Origin of the sequence: Mycobacterium sp. ENV421 (genome assembly GCF_002887815.1) — a bacterium.
In the GTDB taxonomy this organism is placed as follows: Bacteria; Actinomycetota; Actinomycetes; order Mycobacteriales; family Mycobacteriaceae; genus Mycobacterium.
In genome coordinates this window covers 1-21707 of the sequence record NZ_PDHO01000044.1, presented here as the reverse complement: position 1 = coordinate 21707, position 21707 = coordinate 1, and the positions used below count along the sequence as shown (strand labels likewise).

The 21707-nt window shown below is 66.7% G+C and carries 20 protein-coding genes; 10 read left to right on the top strand and 10 right to left on the bottom strand.

All coding sequences use genetic code 11. The annotated features are described in order from the left end of the window. Positions 1-145: 145 nt before the first annotated feature. The 9 genes from CRM90_RS27235 to CRM90_RS27195 form a co-directional block, all read right to left on the bottom strand. Positions 146-1456, bottom strand: a complete 1311-nt coding sequence (locus CRM90_RS27235) for a lipase family protein (RefSeq protein WP_102810011.1) — start codon at positions 1454-1456, stop codon at positions 146-148. A 263-nt stretch (positions 1457-1719) separates the two neighbouring features. After that, a complete protein-coding gene (locus CRM90_RS27230) occupies positions 1720-2502 on the bottom strand; it encodes an SDR family NAD(P)-dependent oxidoreductase (protein WP_102810008.1) in 783 nt (260 codons plus the stop codon). After that, a complete protein-coding gene (locus CRM90_RS27225; RefSeq protein ID WP_102810007.1) occupies positions 2499-3032 on the bottom strand; it encodes an aromatic-ring-hydroxylating dioxygenase subunit beta in 534 nt (177 codons plus the stop codon). Before CRM90_RS27225 ends, CRM90_RS27230 begins: the two co-directional genes overlap by 4 nt. Beyond that, positions 3029-4297, bottom strand: a complete 1269-nt coding sequence (locus CRM90_RS27220) for an aromatic ring-hydroxylating oxygenase subunit alpha (protein ID WP_233209537.1) — start codon at positions 4295-4297, stop codon at positions 3029-3031. The genes CRM90_RS27225 and CRM90_RS27220 overlap by 4 nt, the downstream gene beginning before the upstream one ends. A gap of 54 nt (positions 4298-4351) precedes the next feature. Further along, entirely contained in the window at positions 4352-5521 is a 1170-nt protein-coding gene (locus tag CRM90_RS27215) for a fatty acid desaturase (protein WP_102810005.1), read from the bottom strand. Between the two features lie 52 nt (positions 5522-5573). Then, the gene (locus tag CRM90_RS27210; RefSeq protein ID WP_102810004.1) at positions 5574-6674 is read right to left on the bottom strand and encodes an NAD(P)-dependent alcohol dehydrogenase; all 1101 of its coding nucleotides are present in this window, start codon (positions 6672-6674) and stop codon (positions 5574-5576) included. Positions 6675-6697: 23 nt separating this feature from the next. Further along, positions 6698-8164 (bottom strand): aldehyde dehydrogenase, encoded by a 1467-nt coding sequence (locus tag CRM90_RS27205; protein ID WP_102810010.1) that lies wholly within the window; start codon positions 8162-8164, stop codon positions 6698-6700. 416 nt (positions 8165-8580) lie between these two features. Then, on the bottom strand, positions 8581-10182 hold the full coding sequence (locus CRM90_RS27200) for an FAD-dependent oxidoreductase (protein WP_102810003.1): 1602 nt from the start codon (positions 10180-10182) through the stop codon (positions 8581-8583). Between the two features lie 100 nt (positions 10183-10282). Further along, positions 10283-10912 carry a MarR family winged helix-turn-helix transcriptional regulator gene (locus tag CRM90_RS27195; protein ID WP_233209539.1) on the bottom strand — a complete coding sequence of 210 codons (630 nt, stop codon included), beginning with the start codon at positions 10910-10912 and terminating at the stop codon, positions 10283-10285. 141 nt (positions 10913-11053) lie between these two features. On the opposite strand from CRM90_RS27195, the gene CRM90_RS27190 reads away from it, so the two are divergent. The 10 genes from CRM90_RS27190 to CRM90_RS27145 all read left to right on the top strand — a co-directional run bounded on the left by CRM90_RS27190 (position 11054) and on the right by CRM90_RS27145 (position 21000). Next, positions 11054-12124: a class III extradiol ring-cleavage dioxygenase family protein gene (locus CRM90_RS27190; protein ID WP_102810009.1), complete on the top strand. Its 1071-nt coding sequence runs from the start codon at positions 11054-11056 to the stop codon at positions 12122-12124. Positions 12125-12182: 58 nt separating this feature from the next. Continuing rightward, entirely contained in the window at positions 12183-13250 is a 1068-nt protein-coding gene (locus CRM90_RS27185; protein WP_102810001.1) for an amidohydrolase family protein, read from the top strand. A 61-nt stretch (positions 13251-13311) separates the two neighbouring features. After that, a complete protein-coding gene (locus CRM90_RS27180) occupies positions 13312-14280 on the top strand; it encodes an acetaldehyde dehydrogenase (acetylating) (RefSeq protein WP_102810000.1) in 969 nt (322 codons plus the stop codon). Beyond that, entirely contained in the window at positions 14277-15320 is a 1044-nt protein-coding gene (gene dmpG, locus CRM90_RS27175; protein WP_102809999.1) for a 4-hydroxy-2-oxovalerate aldolase, read from the top strand. The genes CRM90_RS27180 and dmpG overlap by 4 nt, the downstream gene beginning before the upstream one ends. Before the next feature lies 1 nt (position 15321). Beyond that, on the top strand, positions 15322-16170 hold the full coding sequence (locus tag CRM90_RS27170; protein ID WP_102809998.1) for an alpha/beta fold hydrolase: 849 nt from the start codon (positions 15322-15324) through the stop codon (positions 16168-16170). A gap of 47 nt (positions 16171-16217) precedes the next feature. Next, positions 16218-17285 (top strand): 2Fe-2S iron-sulfur cluster-binding protein, encoded by a 1068-nt coding sequence (locus CRM90_RS27165; RefSeq protein ID WP_158249070.1) that lies wholly within the window; start codon positions 16218-16220, stop codon positions 17283-17285. A gap of 76 nt (positions 17286-17361) precedes the next feature. After that, positions 17362-18162 (top strand): 2-keto-4-pentenoate hydratase, encoded by an 801-nt coding sequence (locus CRM90_RS27160; RefSeq protein ID WP_102809996.1) that lies wholly within the window; start codon positions 17362-17364, stop codon positions 18160-18162. Positions 18163-18526: 364 nt separating this feature from the next. After that, positions 18527-19339, top strand: a complete 813-nt coding sequence (locus tag CRM90_RS27155) for a 2-keto-4-pentenoate hydratase (RefSeq protein WP_502693330.1) — start codon at positions 18527-18529, stop codon at positions 19337-19339. Further along, entirely contained in the window at positions 19339-19557 is a 219-nt protein-coding gene (gene thmT / locus CRM90_RS27150) for a 2-hydroxymuconate tautomerase (protein WP_102809994.1), read from the top strand. Before CRM90_RS27155 ends, thmT begins: the two co-directional genes overlap by 1 nt. Before the next feature lie 6 nt (positions 19558-19563). Next, positions 19564-21000 (top strand): aldehyde dehydrogenase, encoded by a 1437-nt coding sequence (locus tag CRM90_RS27145; protein ID WP_102809993.1) that lies wholly within the window; start codon positions 19564-19566, stop codon positions 20998-21000. Between the two features lie 388 nt (positions 21001-21388). Here the strand turns inward: CRM90_RS27145 and CRM90_RS31115 are convergent, their stop codons facing one another. Beyond that, positions 21389-21556, bottom strand: a complete 168-nt coding sequence (locus tag CRM90_RS31115) for a hypothetical protein (RefSeq protein WP_233209536.1) — start codon at positions 21554-21556, stop codon at positions 21389-21391. Positions 21557-21707: the final 151 nt, after the last annotated feature.

Below are 21707 nucleotides of genomic sequence, written 5' to 3'. Positions count from 1 at the left end.
CACGACGAAGCCGCGAACCGGCCGGTGCTTTTTACACCCACTTTCGGACGCGACCTGCGGGGAAACGCTTGTTGGACCGATTATCTGGCCCCGGAATTCCCGACGAGAATCTGGGAGAGCTGACAGCAAAGTACGTCAGTGCCGTCTAGTCGGTTGGTATGTCTGCGCAATGGGGTGTGGTGGGTAACCCGTAGAAACGGTCGGCGATCCATCCCAGTGCGCGTTCGCCATCGACGAAGTAGGGCAGCAGGTGGTTGATCGCGAGTTTGTTGAGGAACGGCGGTTGGCGGTTGGTCCAGAATTCGACGTCGGAGTCTTTGGCGCACCAGTCCAGCGCGAGTTGACGTGAGCCTCCCCACGGGAAGAACGGGTCGAATCGGTTGGTGCTGATGAACACCGGTATCTCGGGCTTCAGTGTCCCGAGGCGTTGAGCGTTCAGAACGGTTCGCACGGCTTCTGAGCTGAACACCTCGGCGGGATCGACGGTGAAGTATTCGTTGAGGTGATGGAAGCTGAACGTCAGAACCCCTTCGACCACGCACATGGTTGACGAGCGGGTCAGCAGATCTTTGCCCTGATCGGATAGGGCCGGCAGAAGTAGCGGAGCGGCCTGCGGATACGCGGCGGCGATCCCGTTGAGGGCGTAGCCGAGCGCGACTAGGAAGATGCTGCCGTCGAGGAACGGCGGCAGTAGGGTCAGATCAGCCGGTGGGGCCCCGATCCACGCGCCGACCAGGTTCAGCTCGGGCGCATAGCTGGGTGCGAGTTCGGCCGCCGAGCCGGAGGCCTGCCCGCCCGAAGACCAGCCCCACAGCGCGACCGGCCCGTGCGGATCCAGCGTGGTGCCGGGCAGTTTCATCGCCGCGCGCGCGGCGTCGAGGAGGGCGGTGCCGGCGGCTTGTCGCATTAGGATCGGGACCGGGCCGGGGGTGCCCAGTCCGACGCCGTCGGTGACCACGACGGCGAATCCGCGCGCCACCATGGTGGCGATGAAGGTTTCCTCGTAGCCGAGGTGCAGGTCCAGGCCTGAGGAGAAGTGGATGCCCTGGTTGAACATCCGTGATGGGGCGCATTGATCACCCAGCCCGTACGGGCCGGTCGCGAAGGCGATCAGGGGCCGGGGTCCTTGGCCGGGCCAGGGGTTGTGCGGTTCGAAGTAGGTGCCCGTGACCGCGACCGGGTTGCCGCTGTTGTCGGTGCTGCGGTACATGATCCGGGTGCCGTCGGCCACGTAGGCGCCCAGCTGGCCTGACGGTTCCAGCACCAGTGGTGAGGGCTCTGAGCGGATCAGATCGCCGGGCTTTGCGGCGGGCAGCGGGTCGGGCGGGGTGTAGAACGCAGCGTACCGGGACTCGTTGGATCCCCAGCAGTTGGGGTCGGGTTGGGGGCACTGCTGCTCGAACTGCGCCGGATCCGCGTTGACCGGTGCCGCTGCACCCACCGACGGAATCACCATTACTAGCGTCGCCGCCAGCGCCGTCGCGGCACGTCGCAGCCAGCCCGGCCGGTCACCCACATGGTGGGACAGGAATCCGGGATTGGATTCGCTGGCGTTTGCCGCCACGCGATTTGCGGGATCGCGGGGGGTGGACGTCATCGACATTGTCAGGTGATTCCCTTCGTGAGCTGCATGAATCGGCGCTACTTCGCGGCAGTTGGGTCAGCGGCCGCACGCGACGTCGCCTTATTCTCGACGCGGGCGCAGGTGGGTGGGTGCGGTCAGCCCATGCTGCTTCCGCCGTTGACGCTGAGCACTTGTCCGGTGATGAAGCTGGCCTCCTCAGAGGCCAGGAACAGCACCGCGGCGGCGACTTCGTCGACGGTGGCCGGGCGTCGCATCGGGATGAGGCTGATGGCGATGTCGGTGATCGACCGGAATTCCTCGGGCAGGGTCCCGTCTGTCAGGCCGGCTTGGATCTCGGGTGTCAGAACGTAGGACGGCGCGACTGTGTTGAAGGTGATGCCGCTGGTGGCGTATTCGCGGGCTAAACCGACGGCGAAGGCATGCACGCCGCCTTTGGCGGCGTTGTATATCGCGTGTCCGTTGAGGCCGTTGCGCACGGATTCGGCACCGATGTTGACCACGCGCCCATAGCCGGCGGCGAGCATGGGGGGAAGTACGGCCAGGGTGGAGTTGAGCGTGGTCCAGAGGTTATTGTCAATCGTGCGTCGAATCGTCTGCTCGGTGTGGTGATCGGTCGCGGTGATCACACCGCCGCCAGCGTTGTTGACCAGGATGTCGATCCCGCCCAGTTCCTCCAGCGCCGCGGTGACGAGCCGTTCACCGGCTCCCGACTGGCTTAGGTCCTCGACGTGGGCGGCCACGACGTGTGTGCCGTCGGCCGACAGTTGCGTCGTCGCATTTTTCATCGCCGTGTCGTCGGGTCCGGCCAGCAGCACCGCGGCCCCTTCGGCGAGGAATCGGCGGGCCACCCCGAATCCGATCCCGGTCGCGCCGCCGGTGATTACGGCGCGGCGGCCGGCGAGCCGACCGCCGCTCATAGGATGATGCTCACGGCGCCGGCGGGACGCAGCACCGTCATGTCCATCACCGCGCGCTTGTAACAGATCCGCAGGCCACCGTCGGCGCGGCGCAGCCGGTAGTCGTAGCGCCCGACAAAGTGATCGTCGCGGCCGTTGCGGAAGCGCCACACCGTGAAATAGGCGCTGACAGCGATCTCCTGGCCTGATTGGTCGAGGATGCGTACGTTGCTGACTTGGTGGCGGGTCGTGGCATGGGGGTATTCGCGGTGCGCTTTGCGGCTGTTGAGCCGGTCCACCCGGGCCAGTAGCCGGAACTTGTTGTCGTTGACCAGAACGAGGTCGCGATCCGGTTCCGGGTCGGGCAGATCGTTGGCCGGGATGATGTACTGTGCGTCGTCGGTGTAGAGCTGCGCCCATTCATCCAGGCGCCACTCGTCAAGCAGCTGCGCCTCCAGGTACAGCAGATCTTCCACGTCGCCGCGCTGCACCGCACCGCCCGCGGTCGCACCCGCCCCGGTCGGGGCGGTGGTGAGTTGTTCGATGGTCATGACACCGCCTCGCGCTGCGGGCTGACCTGCTCGCGCCACCGCCGCCAGAAGGCCCGCATCTGCTCCTCGTCGGTGGCTTTGGGCTCACGCGTCATGCCGCGGGAAATGTCATTCCATTCGACCCCGCCGCTGCCGAACCCGTCCTGACAGGACTCGAGGGCCTCGACGTCGTCGGGGGTGGCAAGCCCGCCGGGTCCCAAAAAGCTCAGGAAGCTTTCCAGCCGCAGCGCCCGCGCGTGCGGCGCTTCGGCTTTCGGGGCCAGATGCCAGGCGCTGACCTCCATGCGGTCGGCCGCGGTGGGCATGAAGGTGCGCACCGTGACCGCTTGGATGTCGTTGATGATCAGGTTGGGGTAGATGAACAGGTTACGGTTGTTCTCGGCCATCACCTCGGCGCGCTCAGCACCGTACAACTCGACGAGCCGGGAACGCATGTTCTCCATCTCCGGGCGCGCCTCTTCGCCGAACTGTTTTTCCCATTTCGCGATCGGCCGGCCCCACGGGGCTTTGTATTCCATCACGGCATGCCCCCGGCCTAAAGCCCGGCCCCGTCCGGCGAGCCCACCGGCCACCTCGATCCCCATGGAACTGAGGTACTTCATGTAGGTGTCGTGGGTGGGGGCGGCGTGGTAGCCGTCGATGCTGTTCTCGACGAGCAGCTTCCAGTTGGCGTTGATTGAATACTGGTTGGAACCCTTGACCACCGCCCAGTCGGACTCCGATTCGTCGACGAGCAGGTCGAGGTAGTCGCGGGCGCCTGCAAGATAGTCGACCAGACTCTCGGCGTCGGGGTCGAAGGTGACGAACACGAAACCGCGATACGACTCGACTGCGGCCACCGGCCGCAAGCCCATCTCCTCCATGCGAAACGCCGGCCCGTAGCCTTGTCGGTCGGGCACACCGACCAGGTCGCCGTCGGTGTTGAACGACCACGCGTGGTAAAAGCATTGAAACACTTTGCCGTTACCCGAGTCGGTGCGGCACACCGTGGCGCCGCGGTGTGGGCAGGTGTTGTGCAACGCCCGGATCTGACCGGTCTTGGCGCTGCGCACGAAGATCAGCGGCCGCCCCGCCACCGAGCGGCGCACGAAGTCACCTGGGGCGGGGATCTCGGACTCATGCCCCAGGTACAGCCAGCACCGGTTGAACACGACCTCGCGCTCGGCTTCGAAAATCTGCGACGAGGTCAGCGCTGAACGATGGATACGGAACACCCCACCATCCGGGTCGTCGACAATGAGCTGCGTGGCAGCTGGTCCGATCACTTTCCTGTCCTTTCCTGACAGCCGCTGTGGTGCTGGAGTTTGTTCACGAGCCGGTCACCGCTCGCTGAAGTCACGCGTGGCGGGGCCGGTGTTCGCGGCTGGCCGCGAGGCCGGGGTATCTACCCATTGCGGCCAGCCGACCTGGGCGTTGGCGGCCATCGCCAGCTCTTTCTCGGCGGGGGAGGCGAACTGCTCATCCCAGTGCCGCAGCCGGGGCTTGGCGATCTTGGCTTCCCACAGCGGCGGAATGAGCGCGTAGACGAAGCACTTGAACGCGCTGGGCATCTGGGCACCCTCGGGCCGGGGCTTTAACTCGTGGTATTTGTAGCGGCTGTCGAAATGGTGCTCGATGTGGGTGGTGATCTCCATACCCAGCGGCCGGATGATCGCCCCGAGGTGGTTCCAGGCGTGATGCAGTTGGATCGGTGAGCCCGGCACCCGGACCATGCCGTAGTGCTGCAGATAGTTGAACCCCTCCGCCAACAGTTTCGAGAACACCACCGCCGTTGCGGCGACCGCCATTCCGATCAGCCCCGCGGCGGCGTACATCGCGGCGAACAGCGCAGTCAACAGGCCGACCTCGACATAGACGGCGTTTTTCGGGTGAAACACCGACATGTCGCGTTTGCGCAACGAGTTCACCGAGGTGACCACGCCGTCCTTCCACGCCCCATAGGACGCCTGCCACATGAACGCGTAGATGGTCTGCCCGCGCCGGGGTGTGTCGCTGTCGGCCTCGGTGCACAAGTCCAGATGGTGGGTCAGCTTGTGCCCAACATCGCGGTTGGGGTCCAGGAAGACGGTGCTGTACACCTTGGCGACGGCGCGTGGGAACAGCGAGCGCCGGTGCATCAACTCGTGCGCGATCGGCAGGTTGGGCACCGCGCCGATCCACCCGACCGAGAGCACCATGCCGACGACTTCGGCTGCGTTGACCGTCCCGCCCGGCAAAGGGATCGCAGTGTGCCCGGTCCAGGCGCCCAGCCGCAGCGCGAACAGGGTCCACACCGCGACCAGCAACGGCAGATGCAGATACAGCGGTACTTCGGCGAGCCAGGCCGCGCCCATGGTGCGGACCTTGTGGTCGGCGGGCAACACGATATCCAGCAGCATCAGGATCGGGAACGTCGCGATGCCAGCCCAGACCCAGCCACCGCCGAGCCACAAACCGGCCACGGTGACCCCGACGACCAGATTTACCAAGTAATAGCGTAAGGCGTCCATATTTTGTACCTTTCTCATCGTCGGCGCATGTCAGGCTGTGGGTTAGTGGGGGTTAGTAGAGGACCACGGGTTTGATGGCGCGGCCGGCTTCGGTGTCCGCGATGGCGGTGTTGATCTCGGTAAACGGGTAGCGCTCGATGATCTTGTCGAAGGGGAAGCGTCCCCGCAGGAACAATTCGACCAGACGGGGGATGAACAGTCCCGGCACCGTGTCGCCCTCGATGATTCCCTTTACGGTGCGCCCGAACAGCAGGTGCATGAGGTCAAGGGACACCTCTTGTCCAAGGGCGTTGGCGCCGACCAGCCCGGCGGTGCCGCCGACGTTGAGCGCGGTAACGGCCTGCCGTAGGGTCGCTGGTAACCCGACGGCGTCCAGCGCGAAGTCTGCTCCTCCGCCGGTGATGGCGTGGATCTGCGCCTCGGCGTCGTCGGAGGCTTTCACGGCGTGGGTAGCGCCCAGTTCGACGGCCATATCGAGTCGCGACGCATTGAGGTCGACCGCGATGATCGGGTCGCAGCCGGCGATCACCGCACCCATGACCGCGGCCAGGCCGACCCCCCCTGCGCCGAACACCGCGATGCTGGCGCCCGCGGGCGGCGCCAGCGCGGTCAGCACCGCGCCGGCACCGGTTTGCAGACCGCAGCCCAACGGGCCCAGCAATTCCAGCGGCGCCCGCTCGGAGACTTTGACCGCGCCGCGCTCGGGGACGATCACGTGGTGGCTGAAGGAGGACTGGCCGAAGAAGTGGGCATTGAGTTCGGCGCCGTGACTGTCGCGGTAGGCCGTGGAACCGTCGGCGCGGCGGCCCCCAAAGTTCAGCGGTGTGAAGGCATCGCAATTCATCGGATGTCCGCTCACACAGTTGCGACACCTACTGCACGACACCGGCGCGAGCACCACATGATCGCCTGGGGCCAGCGAGCGCACCTCGGAGCCCACCGCCTCCACCACCCCGGCGCCCTCATGCCCGAGAATCGCCGGCGGACCGGGCGGCAGCACTTGGTCACGCACGATGATGTCGGTGTGGCAGATGCCGCTGGCCACGATGCGCACCCGCACCTCGTCGGCACGCGGCTCGCCGATTTGAACGTCTTCGATGTGGAAGGGCCCGCCCTTGCCTCGAACCACAGCCGCGGTACTAGTTATCGTCATCGAACGTCTCCTGGATGTCTCGATCAGTTACCGGATGCCGACGCGGCCAAATAGATGGACTTCTGCTGCTCGTAGGCGGCCAGCCCCTCCGTGCCCAGCTCGCGGCCCAGGCCGCTGGCCTTCACCCCGCCGAACGGGGCAGTGGGATCAGGTAGATAGTGGTTGATCCCGATCGTGCCGGTGTGCACGCGACGGGCCACCTCGACGGCACGCTCGGGATCGCTGGTCCAGATGGTGCCTCCCAGCCCGTAATCGGAGTCGTTGGCCATCCGCACCGCCTCGTCGACATCGGTGTACGGGATCAGCGACAGCACCGGGCCGAAGATCTCCTCCCGTGCCACTATGAAGCTGTTGTCCACGTCGGCAAATACCGTCGGCTCGACGAACCAGCCCTTGTCCAGCTGCGCGGGCCGGCCTCCGCCCGCGGTGACCCTCGCCCCCTCGGCACGCCCCTGGTCGATGAGCCCTTCCACACGCTGCCGGTGTTGGGCACTGGCCATCGGACCGATCTGCGTGTCAGGATCGAGCGCATCACCGACCGTCAACCCCTCCACAAAGCCGCTGAACACGTCCACGATCTGCGCGTAGCGGCTGCGCGGCACCAGAATCCGTGTGGAGAGATAACACGTCTGACCGTTGTTGAGCAGGGTCGCGCCGAACAGGTTCTGCACGCTGTTGGCCGAGTTCAGATCGGCGTCGTCGAGGATGATCGCCGCGGACTTGCCCCCCAGCTCCAAGGTGACCGGGCGCAGCATCCGCCCGCACGTCTCGGCGATCTGGCGGCCCGCACCGGTCGACCCCGTGAACGCGACCTTGTCGAGCCCGGGGTGCGAGACCAGATATGCGCCGACGTCGCGCCCACCGGTGACGATGTTGACGACGCCCGGCGGCAGCGCTGCCTCCTGCACGGCCTCGGCCAGCAGATAGCTGTCGAGCGCCGTCTCCGGTGAGGGCTTGATGACCACGGTGCAGCCGGCGGCTAGCGCCGGAGCGTATTTGAACGCGGCCAGCGTTTGCGGGAAGTTCCACGGCACAATCGCGCCGACCACGCCAACGGGCGTACGCCGCACCAGGGTGGTCCCACCGAACAACCCCGGACGGCGCTCCTCCGAGTCGCGGTCGCGCACCATGCCCGCGTAATAGCGCAACAGCGTCGCCGGGAACACCGCCTCCAGCTGGCGCGACACCGCGATCGGCATACCGTTCTGACTACTGACCCGATGCGCGATGTCCTCCCCCCGCTTGTCGAGCGCGTCGGCCAGCCTCTCCAACGCCTCGGCACGCCGCGCAGGCTCCCACCGCGACCAGCCCGCCGGGTCGTCGCACGCATCGCGGGCCGACGCGACCGCTGCGTCGACATCTGCCTCGGTGGCCTCCGGTACCTGTCCCAGCACCTCCTCGGTGCTCGCCGACACCACCGTGATGGGCGTGGCATCGCCCGAGGGAACCCATTCGCCGCCGATGAACAGCGAGTCGTACGCCAACGACATGTCGTCTCCTTTGACAAACAGACTGATGAACCGACTCACAACCTCAGAGCGGTGTGAAGCAGATCACGCACAGCCTAAAGGTTCCAACACACGATAGTCAAGCTGCATAACCAACTGGCCGCGTCCGGCCCGGCACGCGTTGCCCGACGGTCGTCTGTAAGCCGCCAGGACCTGGCCGGCCAGCGGCGGGTCGGGTAGATCCCATCGCGGCGGCCCACCGCGGTAGTACCGTGCGGCTGCTGCGGGGTCCTCGCGTTACACCAAACCGGTTGCTCAGGAATCGACGGGATCATCGCAGAGCGGGTCGGCTGGCCAGGCGGCGGTGCGAATTTCGTAGCGCCGATCACTCGTGGCGAAGTTTGCCGTCCGGGGAGTTTCCACTCCCGGGTGATGATGCCAGCAGGCGTTACGTTCGTTTACTTCTGGGCCGCGGCGAGTGCGTCGGCGATGCGGACGAACTTGGCACGCGGACGGGAGCTGTGGAGACCGCGTTGGCGTTCGGCGGCCTCGATCGCGCACCAGTCCTGCCAGGACAGCGGGTGGACACCGCGTTCGGCCAGCAGGTCCGCCAGGGCGGTAGGCTCGCCGATGTCTCGGGTGAGCAGGCCATTGTCGAAGTCTGTCCATAGCCGTGTCACTGTTTGTTCGGCGCAGGCGCGGTTGGTCCCGATCACTCCTTGTGGTCCCCGTTTGATCCAGCCGGCGACATAGATTCCGGGTGTGGGTTTGCCGTCGTGGTCGTGCACGCGCCCGTTGCCGTGGGGGATCCGGCCGCTGGCCGGGTCGAACGGCACCCCGGGTATGGGGGTGCTGCGGTAGCCAATGGACCGCAGCAGCAGCGACGCTTCGATGACGACGGTGTGGCCACCTGGGCCCCGAACGTGCAGTGCCTCTACCCTGGTGTCACCGACGATCTCGACCGGTGTGGCGAGGAACCGGAACACGATTCGTTTGCGGGTGGGCGTCGGGGTCCGGTGGGCGAATTCACGGGCGATGTCGACCTTGAGCGCGGTTTCGGCGTCGTCGCCGGGAGTGTCTTCCAGATCGGCGTCCTCAATGACGACGTCGACACCGTCCAGATCGCCGAGGGCCAGGAACTCCCCGACCGAAAAAGCGGCGTCGCGGAGTCCGCGCCGCGCCAGGATGACGACCTCGCGGATCGCGCTGGTGGACAACGCGTCCACCGCGTGCTGGGCGATGTCGGTGCGTGCCAGCGCATCGGGCTCGGTCAGCATGATGCGGGCGATGTCTAACGCGACGTTGCCGTTGCCGATGATCACCGCCCGCTGGCCGGATAGATCGAATTCGGCGTCGGCGTGATCGGGATGGCCGTTGTACCAGCCGACGAACTCTGCGGCGGTGTGGCTGCCGGGCAGGTGTTCGCCGGGCAGCCCCAGGTCCCGGCTGGTGCTGGCGCCAGTTGCGTAGATCACCGCGTGATGGTGTGCGAGCAGCTCGTGGTGGGTGAGGTCGCGGCCAACCGCGACGTTGAGGTGGCACTGCAGGCGGGGATGAGACAGCGTGGTGTCGAACAGGTCGGCGATGGCTTTGGTGTGTTGGTGGTCGGGTGCTACTCCGGCGCGCAGCAGCCCGTATGGCGTGGGGAGCCGCTCGAACATCGCCACCTGCACCCCGTCGATGCGGATCAGCTCGCCGGCGGCGTAGCAGCCTGCGGGTCCGGCGCCCACGATCGCCACGCGAAGCGACCCGGGCAGCACCGGGGCATGGTCGCGGCGCGGCGCCGGCGGGCCGGCCGCCGAGGGGTGGAGTTGGAAGTAGCGGGCGTTGATGTCAAGGAACCGTTGCTGGCCGGGCGGCACTTCGTCTTGGTGGTAGATGGCGCCGACGGGACACTCTTGCACGCAAGCGCCGCAGTCGATGCACGCCGCCGGGTCGATGTAGAGCATCTCGGAGTCAGTGGAACCTCCCGGCGCGCCGATGGGCCCGATACAGTCCACCGGGCACACCGCCACGCAGCTGGCGTCCTTGCAGCAGCTCTGGGTGATCACATACGTCACGTGCGGCCTCTCAACAGCTCGTCGTTCTAGCGGGCTTGTGTGTCACAGCGGGCCTGCTGCGGTCGGCGAGTCGCGGCAGGCCCGCGGCAGGGCGCGCCAATCAGCGCAGGGCGACTGGTCGCGTTGATGTCTGGACGCCCTGGAGTGCGTCTCGCTCGCCGTTCGTCGCGGTCGGCGCCGGGGCCGGTGACGGGCACGCGGGGGCAGACTCGACCGAGCTCCGCAGCCGGTCCAGCAGCTGGGCCAGCTGTCGTAACTCCTCGCTGGACAACCCGCCGGTCAGCGTGTTGAGGTAACGCCAGTGGCGCGGCAGGAACCCCGCGAGCAGCGCTTCAGCGGCCGGGGTGATCTCGACCAGGAACGAGCGCCGGTCGTGAGGGTTGAGCACCCGCTGCACCAACGACCGCCGCGCCAGGGTGTCGATCAGGCCGGTGAGGTTGGCGCGCCGCACCGACAGCAACTCAGCCAGCTCGCCCATTGTGACCGGCTCCTGCACCCGGTGCAACACGCTAAGCGCCTGGAACTGGCCCAAGCTGAGTTTGTAGGGTGCCAGTTCCGCCGCGTGCGTGCGGTCCACCGCCGCGACCGCGCGGTAGAGCAACATCATCACGGTCAGCGACTCCGGGTCGAAATCATCGCCGGCCTCCTGTGCGCTGAGAGAAACTTGCTCGGGCACCGACAGCCCCGCTCGCCCGGCGGCGGCGTAGGCGGATCGATCGGCTGGCTGCATGCTCACCTGAGCTCCCTGTGCGAAGGACTTTGAGGACTCCGGCCGGAGTCTAGCAGCCAAAGCTTGTTGACCCAGATATTTATATGTCTGTACTATCTGAGTGTTCGAGAAACGTGAGCGACACATCACAGGAGGATGGTCATGGGCGAGGTGCTGGGAATTGGGTTATCGCATTACCCGCCGCTGAGTGGCCGCGACGACGACATGGCCGCCCTGTTGCGTAAGGCCCTCACCGATCCGGCGATCCCGGCGGCGGAGAAGGATCCTGCGACGTGGCCGGAGCTGATGCGGCGGGAGTGGGGTTCTGACGAGGGGCGGTCGGCTGCCGCGGCTCATCGCGCTTCCCTGGTCGCCGGTTTCGAACGGGCCCGCAACGCCCTTGATGAGTTCGCACCCGACGTCGTGCTGATCTGGGGTGATGATCAGTACGAGAATTTCCGCGAGGACATCATTCCTCCCTTCTCGGTGCAGGCCTACGACGACATGGAGATCCGGCCGTGGGCACAGGCTGATCACTCCTCGGACATGGTCGACCGCCCCAACGTGTGGGGCGAGGCGGCCGACACGACGGTGTTCAAGGTGCGGGGCCGCCGCGACGTCGCCAAGCACCTGGTGAGTTCGTTGCTGGAACGCGACATCGATGCCGCCTACGCGTATCAGCCGCTGCACCATCCGGGCCTGCCCCACGCATTCCTCAACGCCATCCTCTACCTCGACTACCACCGCAGAGGTTTCGACTATCCCGTCATCCCGTTTCCCATCAATTGCTACGGGCGGCGGGTCATCAGCTATCAGGGTTTTGCCAGCCGGCTCGATGACATCCGCGAGCTCGATCCGCCCTCGCCGCATCCGGCGCGCATGGTGGCCGTCGGCGCGGCGGTCGGGCAAATCGTGGCCGAGTCGCCGTGGCGGGTCGCGCTGGTCGCGTCATCGAGTTGGTCGCATGCGTTCTTGTGCGACAAGACCTGGCGGTTGCGGCCCGACACGGCCACCGACCGGTACTTCTATGACCGTCTCCTCGCCGGTGACATCGATGCTTGGCGCGCGGTGTCGCTGAACGATCTGGAGGACTCGGGCCAGCAGGAACTGCTCAACTGGTTCCCGCTGCTGGGAGCCATGGAAGCACTCGGAACCCCGAGACCGTCTTGGACAGAGTTCATCGAGACCGACGTCTTCAACTCCAACAAGGTGTTCGCCCTCTACCAACCCTGACCCGGAATCACCATCCCTCCAATGGGGTCGTAAAACAGTTTCGAGGTATCGAGTTTTGATGGCACAGCCGACGGTGTGGTCGGAGCGGCTCGCGGGTCTGGCCCAGGGCAGGATCGATTTCCACACCCACGCGATCGACCCCGAGCTGCCCGACATCGGGGCCACGCACGCAGGGTGTTTTCCCCGGGTCGAGCGCACCGGTGAGCGCAGCGCCCAAATCGTCCTCGACGGCCGGCTGTATCGCCGCATCGACGACACCTGCTGGTCGACGGCGGCGCGGATCTGCGATATGGATCGTGAAGGCATCGCCGTGCAAGTCCTTTCCCCGATCCCGGTGACGTTGTGCCACGAGCAGCCCGCGCCCGCAGCCGCGGCGTTGGCGCGCGCCCAGAACGACTTCCTGGCGGCCATGGTCGCCTCGGCGCCGCACCGATTCTTGGCTCTGGGCGCGGTGCCGATGCAAGACCCCGCGCTGGCCGTCGCGGAATTGACCCGGTGTGTGACCGAGCTCGGATTCGTCGGCGTCGAGATCGGCACCCGCGTCGGAGCATTCGAACTCACCGATGAGCAGTTCGCGCCGTTCTTCGACGCCGCGTCGTCGCTGTCTGCGGTGATCTTCATCCACCCGGTCGACCGCGACCTTGATCCGCGTATCGGCAACCTCGGATTGGAGTTCGGCTTCGGCATGCCCACCGAAACCGCGGCTGCCGCCGCTGCGCTGCTGTCGGCCGGCACCGTGCAGGCCGCACCCGCAGCGCGAATCGTCCTCGCGCACGGCGCAGGAGCGCTTCCGGCGCTGCTGCCACGCTTGGACCGCGGGCAACGTCTCAGCACCGCCACCGCCACCGCCACCGCCACCGCCACCGGGGAATCGTTCTCTCACGCAGCGCGCCGGTTGTGGTGCGATTCGTTGACCTACGACGATGCGAGTTTGCGACTCGCGGTGCAACGCTTCGGCGAAGACCACGTCGTGCTGGGCACCGACTACCCCTTCGCGGCGCGCGAACAACCCGCCGGCGCCGTCCTCACCCACCTCGAGCCACCTTTGCGGCATCGCATCGGCACCACCAACGCCTGCGCCCTGTGCGCGGGTGAGACCAGCCGACCTGTGACGGTCGGGACGTGACCGCGCTCGTCACCGCACCTAACCGACACTCTGGCTCCGGGCCTGGGAAAGGATTTTTACGATGACCACCAAAGTCGCGATCATCGGATCGGGCAACATCGGCACCGATCTGATGTTCAAGATCAAACGGACCTCAGCCGTTCTGGAAGTCGCCGCCCTCGTCGGCGTCGATCCGGACTCCGACGGTCTGGCACGGGCCCGCCGCCTGGGCATTGCCACCACGTCCGACGGGGTCGCTGGACTGATCGCGATGCCGCACTTCGCCGACATCGACATCGTCTTCGATGCGACGTCGGCCAGAGCGCACATCGCCAACGCCGAGGCGCTGGCGCCCTATGGCCGCCGGCTCATCGACCTCACTCCTGCGGCGATCGGTCCGTATACGGTGCCGCCGGTCAATCTCGAGCAGCACCTCGACGCCCCCAACGTCAACATGGTCACCTGCGGCGGGCAGGCCACCATCCCGATCGTGGCCGCCGTAGCCCGCGTCACCCCGGTGTATTACGCCGAGATCGTGGCCTCCATTGCCTCGAAGTCGGCCGGGCCCGGCACGCGTGCCAACATCGATGAGTTCACCGAGACCACCTCCGCGGCGATCGAACACGTCGGCGGCGCGCAGCGGGGTAAAGCAATTATTATTCTCAACCCGGCCGAGCCACCGCTGATCATGCGTGACACCGTCTTATGCCTGACCGACCGTCTCGATGCGGGGATGCGCGACAAGATCCGCGCATCCATCGACGAGATGGTGGCCGAGGTCGCCGGGTACGTGCCCGGCTACCGGCTCAAACAAGAAGTGCAGTTCAGCGACCGGTCGGCATCCGATGATGTGCACACGCTCAATCCTGACCTGCAACCGGCCGACCGCACCCGGGTCAGCGTCTTCCTGGAGGTGGAGGGCGCGGCCCATTACCTGCCCGCCTATGCCGGCAACCTCGACATCATGACCTCGGCCGCGCTGCGGGTGGCCGAACGCCTCGCCGACGGCGAACCCACACACCGCACCCAGCCCACGGAAGGCCTCCGATGACAACACTCACCGACGAGGGCAGCGGGCCCCGGGTGTACATCCAGGACGTCACGCTGCGCGACGGCATGCACGCAGTGCGGCACCGCTACACCCTCGAGCAGGTCAGTACCATCGCCGCGGCGCTGGACGCAGCCGGTGTGGACGCCATCGAAATCGGGCACGGCGACGGGCTCGCCGGCACCAGCCTGACCTACGGGCCCGCAGCCCACACCGACGCCGAGTGGATCGGCGCGGTGAGCAGCGTGGTCACGCGGGCCCGCGTGACCACCCTGCTCGTCCCCGGCATCGGCACCATCAGCCAACTCGAACGCGCCCACGACCTCGGCGTCACCTCGGTCCGGGTCGCCACCCACGCCACCGAGGGAGACGTCGCCGCCCAACACATCGCCAAAGCCCGCGAACTGGGCATGGACGTGTCAGGGTTCCTGATGATGAGCCACATGGCGCCACCGGATGCGCTGGCCGCCCAAGCCCAGCTGATGGAGTCCTACGGCGCCCACTGCGTCTACGTCACCGACTCCGGCGGGCGACTGACCATGCACGGAGTCCGCGACCGGGTACGCGCCTACCGCGACATCCTGCAACCCGACACCGAACTGGGCATCCACGCCCACCAAAACCTGTCTTTGGCCGTGGCCAACTCGGTCACCGCCGTCGAAAACGGTGTCACCCGCGTCGACGCCTCCCTGGCCGGGATGGGCGCCGGCGCCGGCAACTGCCCCATCGAACCGTTGATCGCGGTGGCCAACATCCTCGGTTGGCAACACCACTGCGACCTGTTCGCCCTGCAGGATGCCGCCGACGACCTGGTGCGGCCGTTGCAAGACCGCCCCGTTCAAGTGGACCGCGAAACCCTCACCCTGGGTTACGCCGGGGTGTACTCCAGCTTCCTGCGTCACGCCGAACACGCCGCATCGACATACCACCTCGACACCCGCGACATCCTGCTCGAAGTCGGACGCCGCGGACTCGTCGGCGGACAGGAAGACATGATCGTCGACGTCGCCCTCGACCTCGCACGCCAGAACGGAAACCCCTGAGATGACCGCCAACACCGACACCACCAACCCCGCCATCGGCGCAACGGTTGACGCCGACGGAATCAGAACCAACTATCTGCATGCCGGCGACCCCGCCGCTGCACCCGTGGTGCTGTTGCACGGCTCCGGCCCAGGCGTGTCGGCCTACGCCAACTGGCGACTGACCATCCCCGCCCTGGCCGCCAGCCATCACGTCCTGGCGCCCGACCTCGTCGGTTTCGGCTACACCCAACGCCCCGACGGGCACGACTACACCATGGACACCTGGATCGCCCACATCGAAGCGTTTCTCGACACGCTCGGACTCACGTCGTATTCGCTGGTGGGCAACAGCTTCGGTGGCGCGCTGGCATTGCGAATCGCCACCCGACATCCCGACCACGTCCAGCGTTTGGTGCTGATGGGCAGCGCCGGGGTGCCCTTCCCGATCACCGAGGGCCTCGACGCGGTGTGGGGCTATCAGCCCTCGGTGCCGGCGATGCGCCGCGTGCTGGACTACTTCGCCTACAACCGCGACCTGATGACCGACGACCTGGCCACCGCACGCTATCAAGCCAGCGTGCAACCAGGCTTCCACGAGTCCTACGCGGCGATGTTCCCCGCCCCCCGCCAGCGCTGGCTTGACGCGATGATCACCGACGACGACGCCATCCGTCACATCCCCTGTCCGACGCTGATCGTGCACGGCCGCGAAGACCAGGTCATACCACCTGACACCTCGCGGCGGCTGTTCGAGCTGATCCCCAACGCCGAACTGCACATGTTCGGAAAGTGCGGGCACTGGACCCAAATCGAACACGCAGCGTCCTTCAACCGTCTGGTCGCGGCGTTCCTGGCCGACGAGCAATAACCCACCCGCCAGACCCGAGCCGGCCACCGCCCCGAGGACAACTCACCGTGAAACTCTTCTCCCGCAGCAAGAACCAGGGACCGCGCACCGCCACAATCACCAGCACCAACAAAGTGTTCGAGGTGCCCGGCAAAGATTCCATCCTCAACGAGGCCTTGGCCGCCGGCATCCCGTTCCCGCACAGCTGCACCGTCGGCACGTGCGGCACCTGCAAATCCAAACTCCTCCACGGCAGAGTCCGCGAAATCGTCGACTCCGCCATCGCCTTAACCGCGCAAGAACTGCGCGACGGCTACATCCTGCCCTGCCAAAGCATCGCCCGCACCTCCATCGAACTCGACGTCGCCGGGCTCGCGGACATGCCCGAGCACCCCCTCGTCCACACCGGCGCCGTAATCAGCGCGCAACGCACCCTCACCCACGACATCGCCGAAATCGTCGTCACACTCGAGGACGACCTGGAATACACCGCCGGCCAATACGCCGAACTACGGATGGACGGCCTAACCGGCCCCCGGTCATACTCCTTCGCCACCGCCCCCGACGACGCCGACCGACGCCACGCCACCTTTTACATCCGCCACGTACCCGGAGGGCAATTCAGCGACTGGCTGTTCGACACCAACAGGGAAGGCTCCCATCTACAACTAGCCGGCCCCTTCGGCGACCTCTGGCTACGCCCCGCCGAGCAGCCCCTACTCTGCGTCGCCGGCGGCAGCGGGCTGGCACCGATCAAGGCGCTACTCGAAGACGCCGCCCGCCAGGGCTGTGCGCGTCACACGATCCTGCTGTTCGGGGCACGAACACAACGCGACCTATACTGCCTCACCGAAATCGACGACCTACGCCGCTGCTGGAACGGTCAGTTCGACTTCCGCGCCGTCCTATCCGAGGAGCCACCGGAATCTGCCTGGAACGGTGCTCGAGGATTCGTCACCGACGCCGTACACGACCTATCCAACGAGCTCCTACACGACTGCCACATCTACACCTGCGGACCGCCGGCGATGATCGACGCACTCCAGACCGCCATCGGCGAGATCCGCACCGACACCGAGCACTTCTACGCCGACCGGTTCACCACCCGCTACCCCGGGGTCGCGCAAACACTGTGACCCGCGCCTACCAGCGCACAACACCAACAGGCGGCGAGCCCCGCCGAACCCACGACCACCACAAGCGAGGCACACGATGACGACCGAGGCCCAATCCCGCGCGATCGACCTACTGCTAGCCGCGTATCGCAGCGGCGAGCCGATCGAGCCGTTGACCGAGCGCTTTCCCGCCCTGAACGTCGACGACGCATATGCGATCCAGGTGGGCCAGGTGCAGCGGTGGCTGGCCGAGGGCGCGGTGATCAAGGGGCACAAGGTGGGATTGAGCTCGGCGGTCATGCAGCGCCAGATCGGGGTGGATCAGCCCGACTTCGGTCACCTCACCGACACCATGTTCTTTCCGGAGTCACAGCCGATCGACTCCTCGACGTTCCTGGCGCCCAAGGTGGAGCCCGAGATCGCGTTCGTGCTCGGCAAGCCGCTGGCCGGGCCGGGGGTCACAGTCGCCGAGGCGATGGCAGCGGTGGCGTTCGTGACCCCGGCGCTGGAAATCATCGACTCGCGCATCCGGGACTGGAAGATCAAACTGGTCGACACCATCGCCGACAACGCGTCTTCGGGCGCGGTGGTGCTGGGCAGCACCGCCGTCCCGCTGGCGCAGGTGGATGTCCGGTTGGTCGGCGGCGTACTGCACCGCAATGGGGAACTAGTGGGCAGCGGCGCTGGCGGCGCGGTGCTGGGCTCGCCGCTGAACGCGCTGGTCTGGTTGGCCAACACCCTCGGGCCGCGCGGGGTCGTACTCGAAGCCGGTCATGTGGTGCTGCCCGGCTCGGTCACAGCCGCGGTGCCGGTGACCGCGGGCGATGTGATCACGGCGACGTTCGGCGGGCTGGGCTCGGTCACCGCTACATTCGCAAAACACGGTGCAACTCGATGACGACCGCACGGTACTGGTCTCGCACATCATCCTCGCCGCCCGTCAGGCCGGGAAATGCCGGCCCCGGCGCACCGGCCAAACTGCGGCGACGCCTGCACATCGACGGGCACGACACGGTCGGGGTGGTTGCGGCTAGCGGCGGCCTGGCGCCAGCTGATGCGGCGTGCCGCATTGGCCGGGCAACACGCTTGGCACCGACCCGCCGCTCGATGCACCCCACGAAGGGTCCAACAATAGTTCCCTGGGTCGAAGTCTGTTTATGGGTTCGCGCCACCGGCGACTACCGGCCGGCGTCAATAACTAGAGCGGAGATCACGACGACCCCGCACGTGCACCCACGCTCCCGGAAGAAATGAGGCAGGTCGTGAGGAACACCCAAGAGGAAGACCAGAGAACCGACGTATGGGACGTGGCGCGGGCGGCGGCGGTGCTGCTGGACGCGGAGGCTGCACGTGTTGACCGCGGCCCGATCACGGCCGAGTGGGCTGGGCTGGACCTGGAGACCGCCTATCGCGTGCAGGACGAGATCGTGTGCCGCAAGGTGGAATCGGGTGAGCATATCGTCGGGGTGAAGCTCGGGCTGACGTCGCGGGCCAAGCAGCAACGCATGGGTGTGAACGCGCCGTCGACTGCGTGGTTGACCGACCGGATGGTGCTACCCGCCGGTGCGCCGCTGGTGGTTGGAGAGCTGATTCATCCGCGGGTGGAGCCCGAGATCGTGTTCGTCCTCGGCGAGCGGCTGTCCGGGCCCGGTGTCACCGCGGCGCGGGCGATGGAGGCAGTGTCGCATGTGTACGGCGGGTTGGAGGTCATTGACAGCCGTTACACCGATTTCACGTTCACCCTGCCCGATGTGGTGGCCGATAACGCCTCCTCGGCGCGGTTCGTGATCGGGGGTGTGGCCCGCCGGCCCGACGAGTTGGACCTCGCCTTGGAGGCGTGCCTACTGTCGGTGAATGGCGAAGTCGTCGACTCCGCCACCGGCGCCGCGGTGCAGGGCCATCCCGGTGAGGCGCTGGCGTTGGCGGCCAACGCGCTGGCCAAGCGCCAGCAGGCGTTGGAGCCGGGCTGGGTGGTATTGACCGGCGGCATGACCGACGCGGTGTTCGCCGAGCCGGGCAGCCAGGTCAGCGCCGAGTTCTCTCACCTCGGCTCGGTGACAGTGAGGTGTCAGTGATGCCACTGGTCGAAATCACGCTCGCCGAAGGCCGCAACGCCCACCAGATCCGGGCGTTGCTGGCCGAGGTGCACTCTGCGGTGCACCGGGCGATCGGCGCCCCGGAGGCCAATATCCGGGTGGTGGTGCGCGAAGTCCCGGCCACCCACTGGTCGGCCGGCGGGGTGACCCTGGCCGAACGCGCCACCACGACATCGACAACGGCCAAGGAGGCTTAACCGGGCATGGAGTTTTTCGGGCACATCATCGACGGCGAAGAGGTCAAGTCGGCCTCGGATGCGACGTTCGCCTCCGTCGACCCCTACACCCGCCAGCAGTGGGCGGAGATCGCTTTGGGTGACGCCACGGACGCGGCTCACGCGGTGGCCGCGGCGCGGCGCGCCTTCGACGAAGGACCGTGGCCGCGGCTGGGATACGGCGAGCGCGGCCGGATCCTGCACCGGCTGGCCGATCTGATCGAGGCGCACGCCGACGAACTCGGCATGGCCGACACCCGCGACATGGGCAAACCGATCAGCCAATTGCGCGGCAACGACGTACCCCGTTCGGCGGCGAACTTCCGGTTCTTCGCCGACCACGCGCGGCTGGCCACCGCGGAAGTGCTGCCCATGGACAGCGGCCACCACACCTACACCCGGTTTGAACCCGCCGGGGTGGTGGCGGCCATCGCGCCGTGGAACTTCCCGCTGATGCTGGAGACCTGGAAGATCGCCCCGGCGTTGGCGTGGGGCAACACCGTGGTGCTCAAACCCGCCGAGGACACCCCGGTTTCGGCCACCATCCTGGGCAGGCTGGCCATCCAAGCCGGCATGCCCCCGGGCGTGCTCAACGTGGTGCACGGCTACGGACCCGACTCTGCCGGGCAGGCGCTCACCGAAAACCCCGCCGTCGACCGGATCACCTTCACCGGCGAATCGGGCACCGGCCGGATCATCGCCCAGGCGGCGGCGGCCAACCTGACACCGGTCAGCCTGGAACTCGGCGGCAAAGGCGCCAACGTGGTGTTCGCCGACGCCGACCTCGACGTCGCCGTGGAGTGGTCGGTCAAGGCGATCTTCACCAACACCGGCCAGGTGTGTCTGGCGGGGTCCCGGTTGTATGTGCAGCGCGACATCTACGACGAGTTCCTGCGCCGGTTCACCCAAGCGGCGCAGGCGATGGTGGTCGGCGACCCCAAACAGGAAACCACCCAGATCGGCCCGCTGGCGTCTCAAGAGCACTACCGCAAGGTGCGCGGCTACGTCGAAACCATCGAGTCAGAAGGCGGTTCCATCGTCACCGGTGGGCTCGGCGAGGGCTGGGGTGTGTTGCCCACCGTCGTGACCGGAGTGGGCCAGCAGGCCCGCTGCAGCCGCGAGGAGATCTTCGGCCCGGTGGCGGTGGTGATCCCGTTTGACACCGAGGCCGAGGCGATCCGGTTGGCCAACGACACCCGCTACGGCCTAAACGCGATGCTGTTCACCGAAAACCTGCACCGCGCCCACCGGGTCTCCGCCGCCCTGCGGGCCGGCACCGTGTGGGTCAACTGCTTTTTCGTCCGCGACCTGCGCGCCCCCTTCGGCGGGGTCGGCGACTCCGGCATCGGCCGCGAAGGCGGCACCTTCAGCCGCGAATTCTTCACCGAACCCAAGGCCGTAGTCATGCAAATACAGCCAAGCTGACCCCCGACCGGGCCGCCCGCCGTGGCACACATAATCTGTTCTCCGTGTACTGAATAGTCGGCAGCGCTGTACCCGCCGCCACTCCAGCAGTGACGGTTCCTCGCAGACCCTCATCCCACAAGAAAGCTGCACGCACGTTCATGGGTGAGCATCCGGAACCACTTTCGCCGCGGCGAAGCGCGCTGTCGCGCGAAGCGCCGTCCTGCCTCGGGTCGTCGGCGCGCCTCAGTCCATTCGTGCTGCGAGGCGCAACTCCCGGGAGAATCCCGCGTCGTGCTACTTCCCGGGCGCCAGCACCCTCATCCGGTCCAGAGATGACCTGTCGGTGGACCACTGTCGCGTCCAGGTCTATTGCGGCAGCGACCAGTGCGTCGCCCGAGGGTTGCCCTTAATCGGACAGTCCCCGTGGCATCGGAACAACGACGGTCGTCCCGGCGGCATCGTGGGTGAGTTCGGTGATCACCGCTGCAAGTGTTCTGATCTTGGCTTGCAGTTGAGTGTTCTCGGCGGCCAGTTGCTGATTGTGATCGCGGGCGTGTGCGAGTTGGCGTTGCACGGCCTCGATGCTCGGGGCAACGGGTCCGCACCCGACCGCCGCCTTGAACTCGTTGAGTAAATCGCTGTGATGTTCGTAGAGTCTTTGCCGTGGTACGCCGGTCGCGTCCGAAAGTGGGTGTAAAAAGCACCGGCCGGTTCGCGGCTTCGTC

Excerpts from the sequence above, each read along its gene's own strand:
- CRM90_RS27235 (WP_102810011.1), bottom strand. The coding sequence starts at position 1,456 with ATGGTGATTCCGTCGGTGGGTGCAGCGGCACCGGTCAACGCGGATCCG.
- CRM90_RS27195 (WP_233209539.1), bottom strand. The coding sequence starts at position 10,912 with ATGCAGCCAGCCGATCGATCCGCCTACGCCGCCGCCGGGCGAGCGGGG.
- dmpG (WP_102809999.1), top strand. The coding sequence starts at position 14,277 with ATGACAACACTCACCGACGAGGGCAGCGGGCCCCGGGTGTACATCCAG.
- CRM90_RS27210 (WP_102810004.1), bottom strand. The coding sequence starts at position 6,674 with ATGACGATAACTAGTACCGCGGCTGTGGTTCGAGGCAAGGGCGGGCCC.
- CRM90_RS27185 (WP_102810001.1), top strand. The coding sequence starts at position 12,183 with ATGGCACAGCCGACGGTGTGGTCGGAGCGGCTCGCGGGTCTGGCCCAG.
- CRM90_RS27190 (WP_102810009.1), top strand. The coding sequence starts at position 11,054 with ATGGGCGAGGTGCTGGGAATTGGGTTATCGCATTACCCGCCGCTGAGT.
- CRM90_RS27215 (WP_102810005.1), bottom strand. The coding sequence starts at position 5,521 with ATGGACGCCTTACGCTATTACTTGGTAAATCTGGTCGTCGGGGTCACC.
- CRM90_RS27170 (WP_102809998.1), top strand. The coding sequence starts at position 15,322 with ATGACCGCCAACACCGACACCACCAACCCCGCCATCGGCGCAACGGTT.
- CRM90_RS27205 (WP_102810010.1), bottom strand. The coding sequence starts at position 8,164 with ATGTCGTTGGCGTACGACTCGCTGTTCATCGGCGGCGAATGGGTTCCC.
- CRM90_RS27225 (WP_102810007.1), bottom strand. The coding sequence starts at position 3,032 with ATGACCATCGAACAACTCACCACCGCCCCGACCGGGGCGGGTGCGACC.
- CRM90_RS27180 (WP_102810000.1), top strand. The coding sequence starts at position 13,312 with ATGACCACCAAAGTCGCGATCATCGGATCGGGCAACATCGGCACCGAT.
- CRM90_RS27145 (WP_102809993.1), top strand. The coding sequence starts at position 19,564 with ATGGAGTTTTTCGGGCACATCATCGACGGCGAAGAGGTCAAGTCGGCC.
- thmT (WP_102809994.1), top strand. The coding sequence starts at position 19,339 with ATGCCACTGGTCGAAATCACGCTCGCCGAAGGCCGCAACGCCCACCAG.
- CRM90_RS27230 (WP_102810008.1), bottom strand. The coding sequence starts at position 2,502 with ATGAGCGGCGGTCGGCTCGCCGGCCGCCGCGCCGTAATCACCGGCGGC.
- CRM90_RS27160 (WP_102809996.1), top strand. The coding sequence starts at position 17,362 with ATGACGACCGAGGCCCAATCCCGCGCGATCGACCTACTGCTAGCCGCG.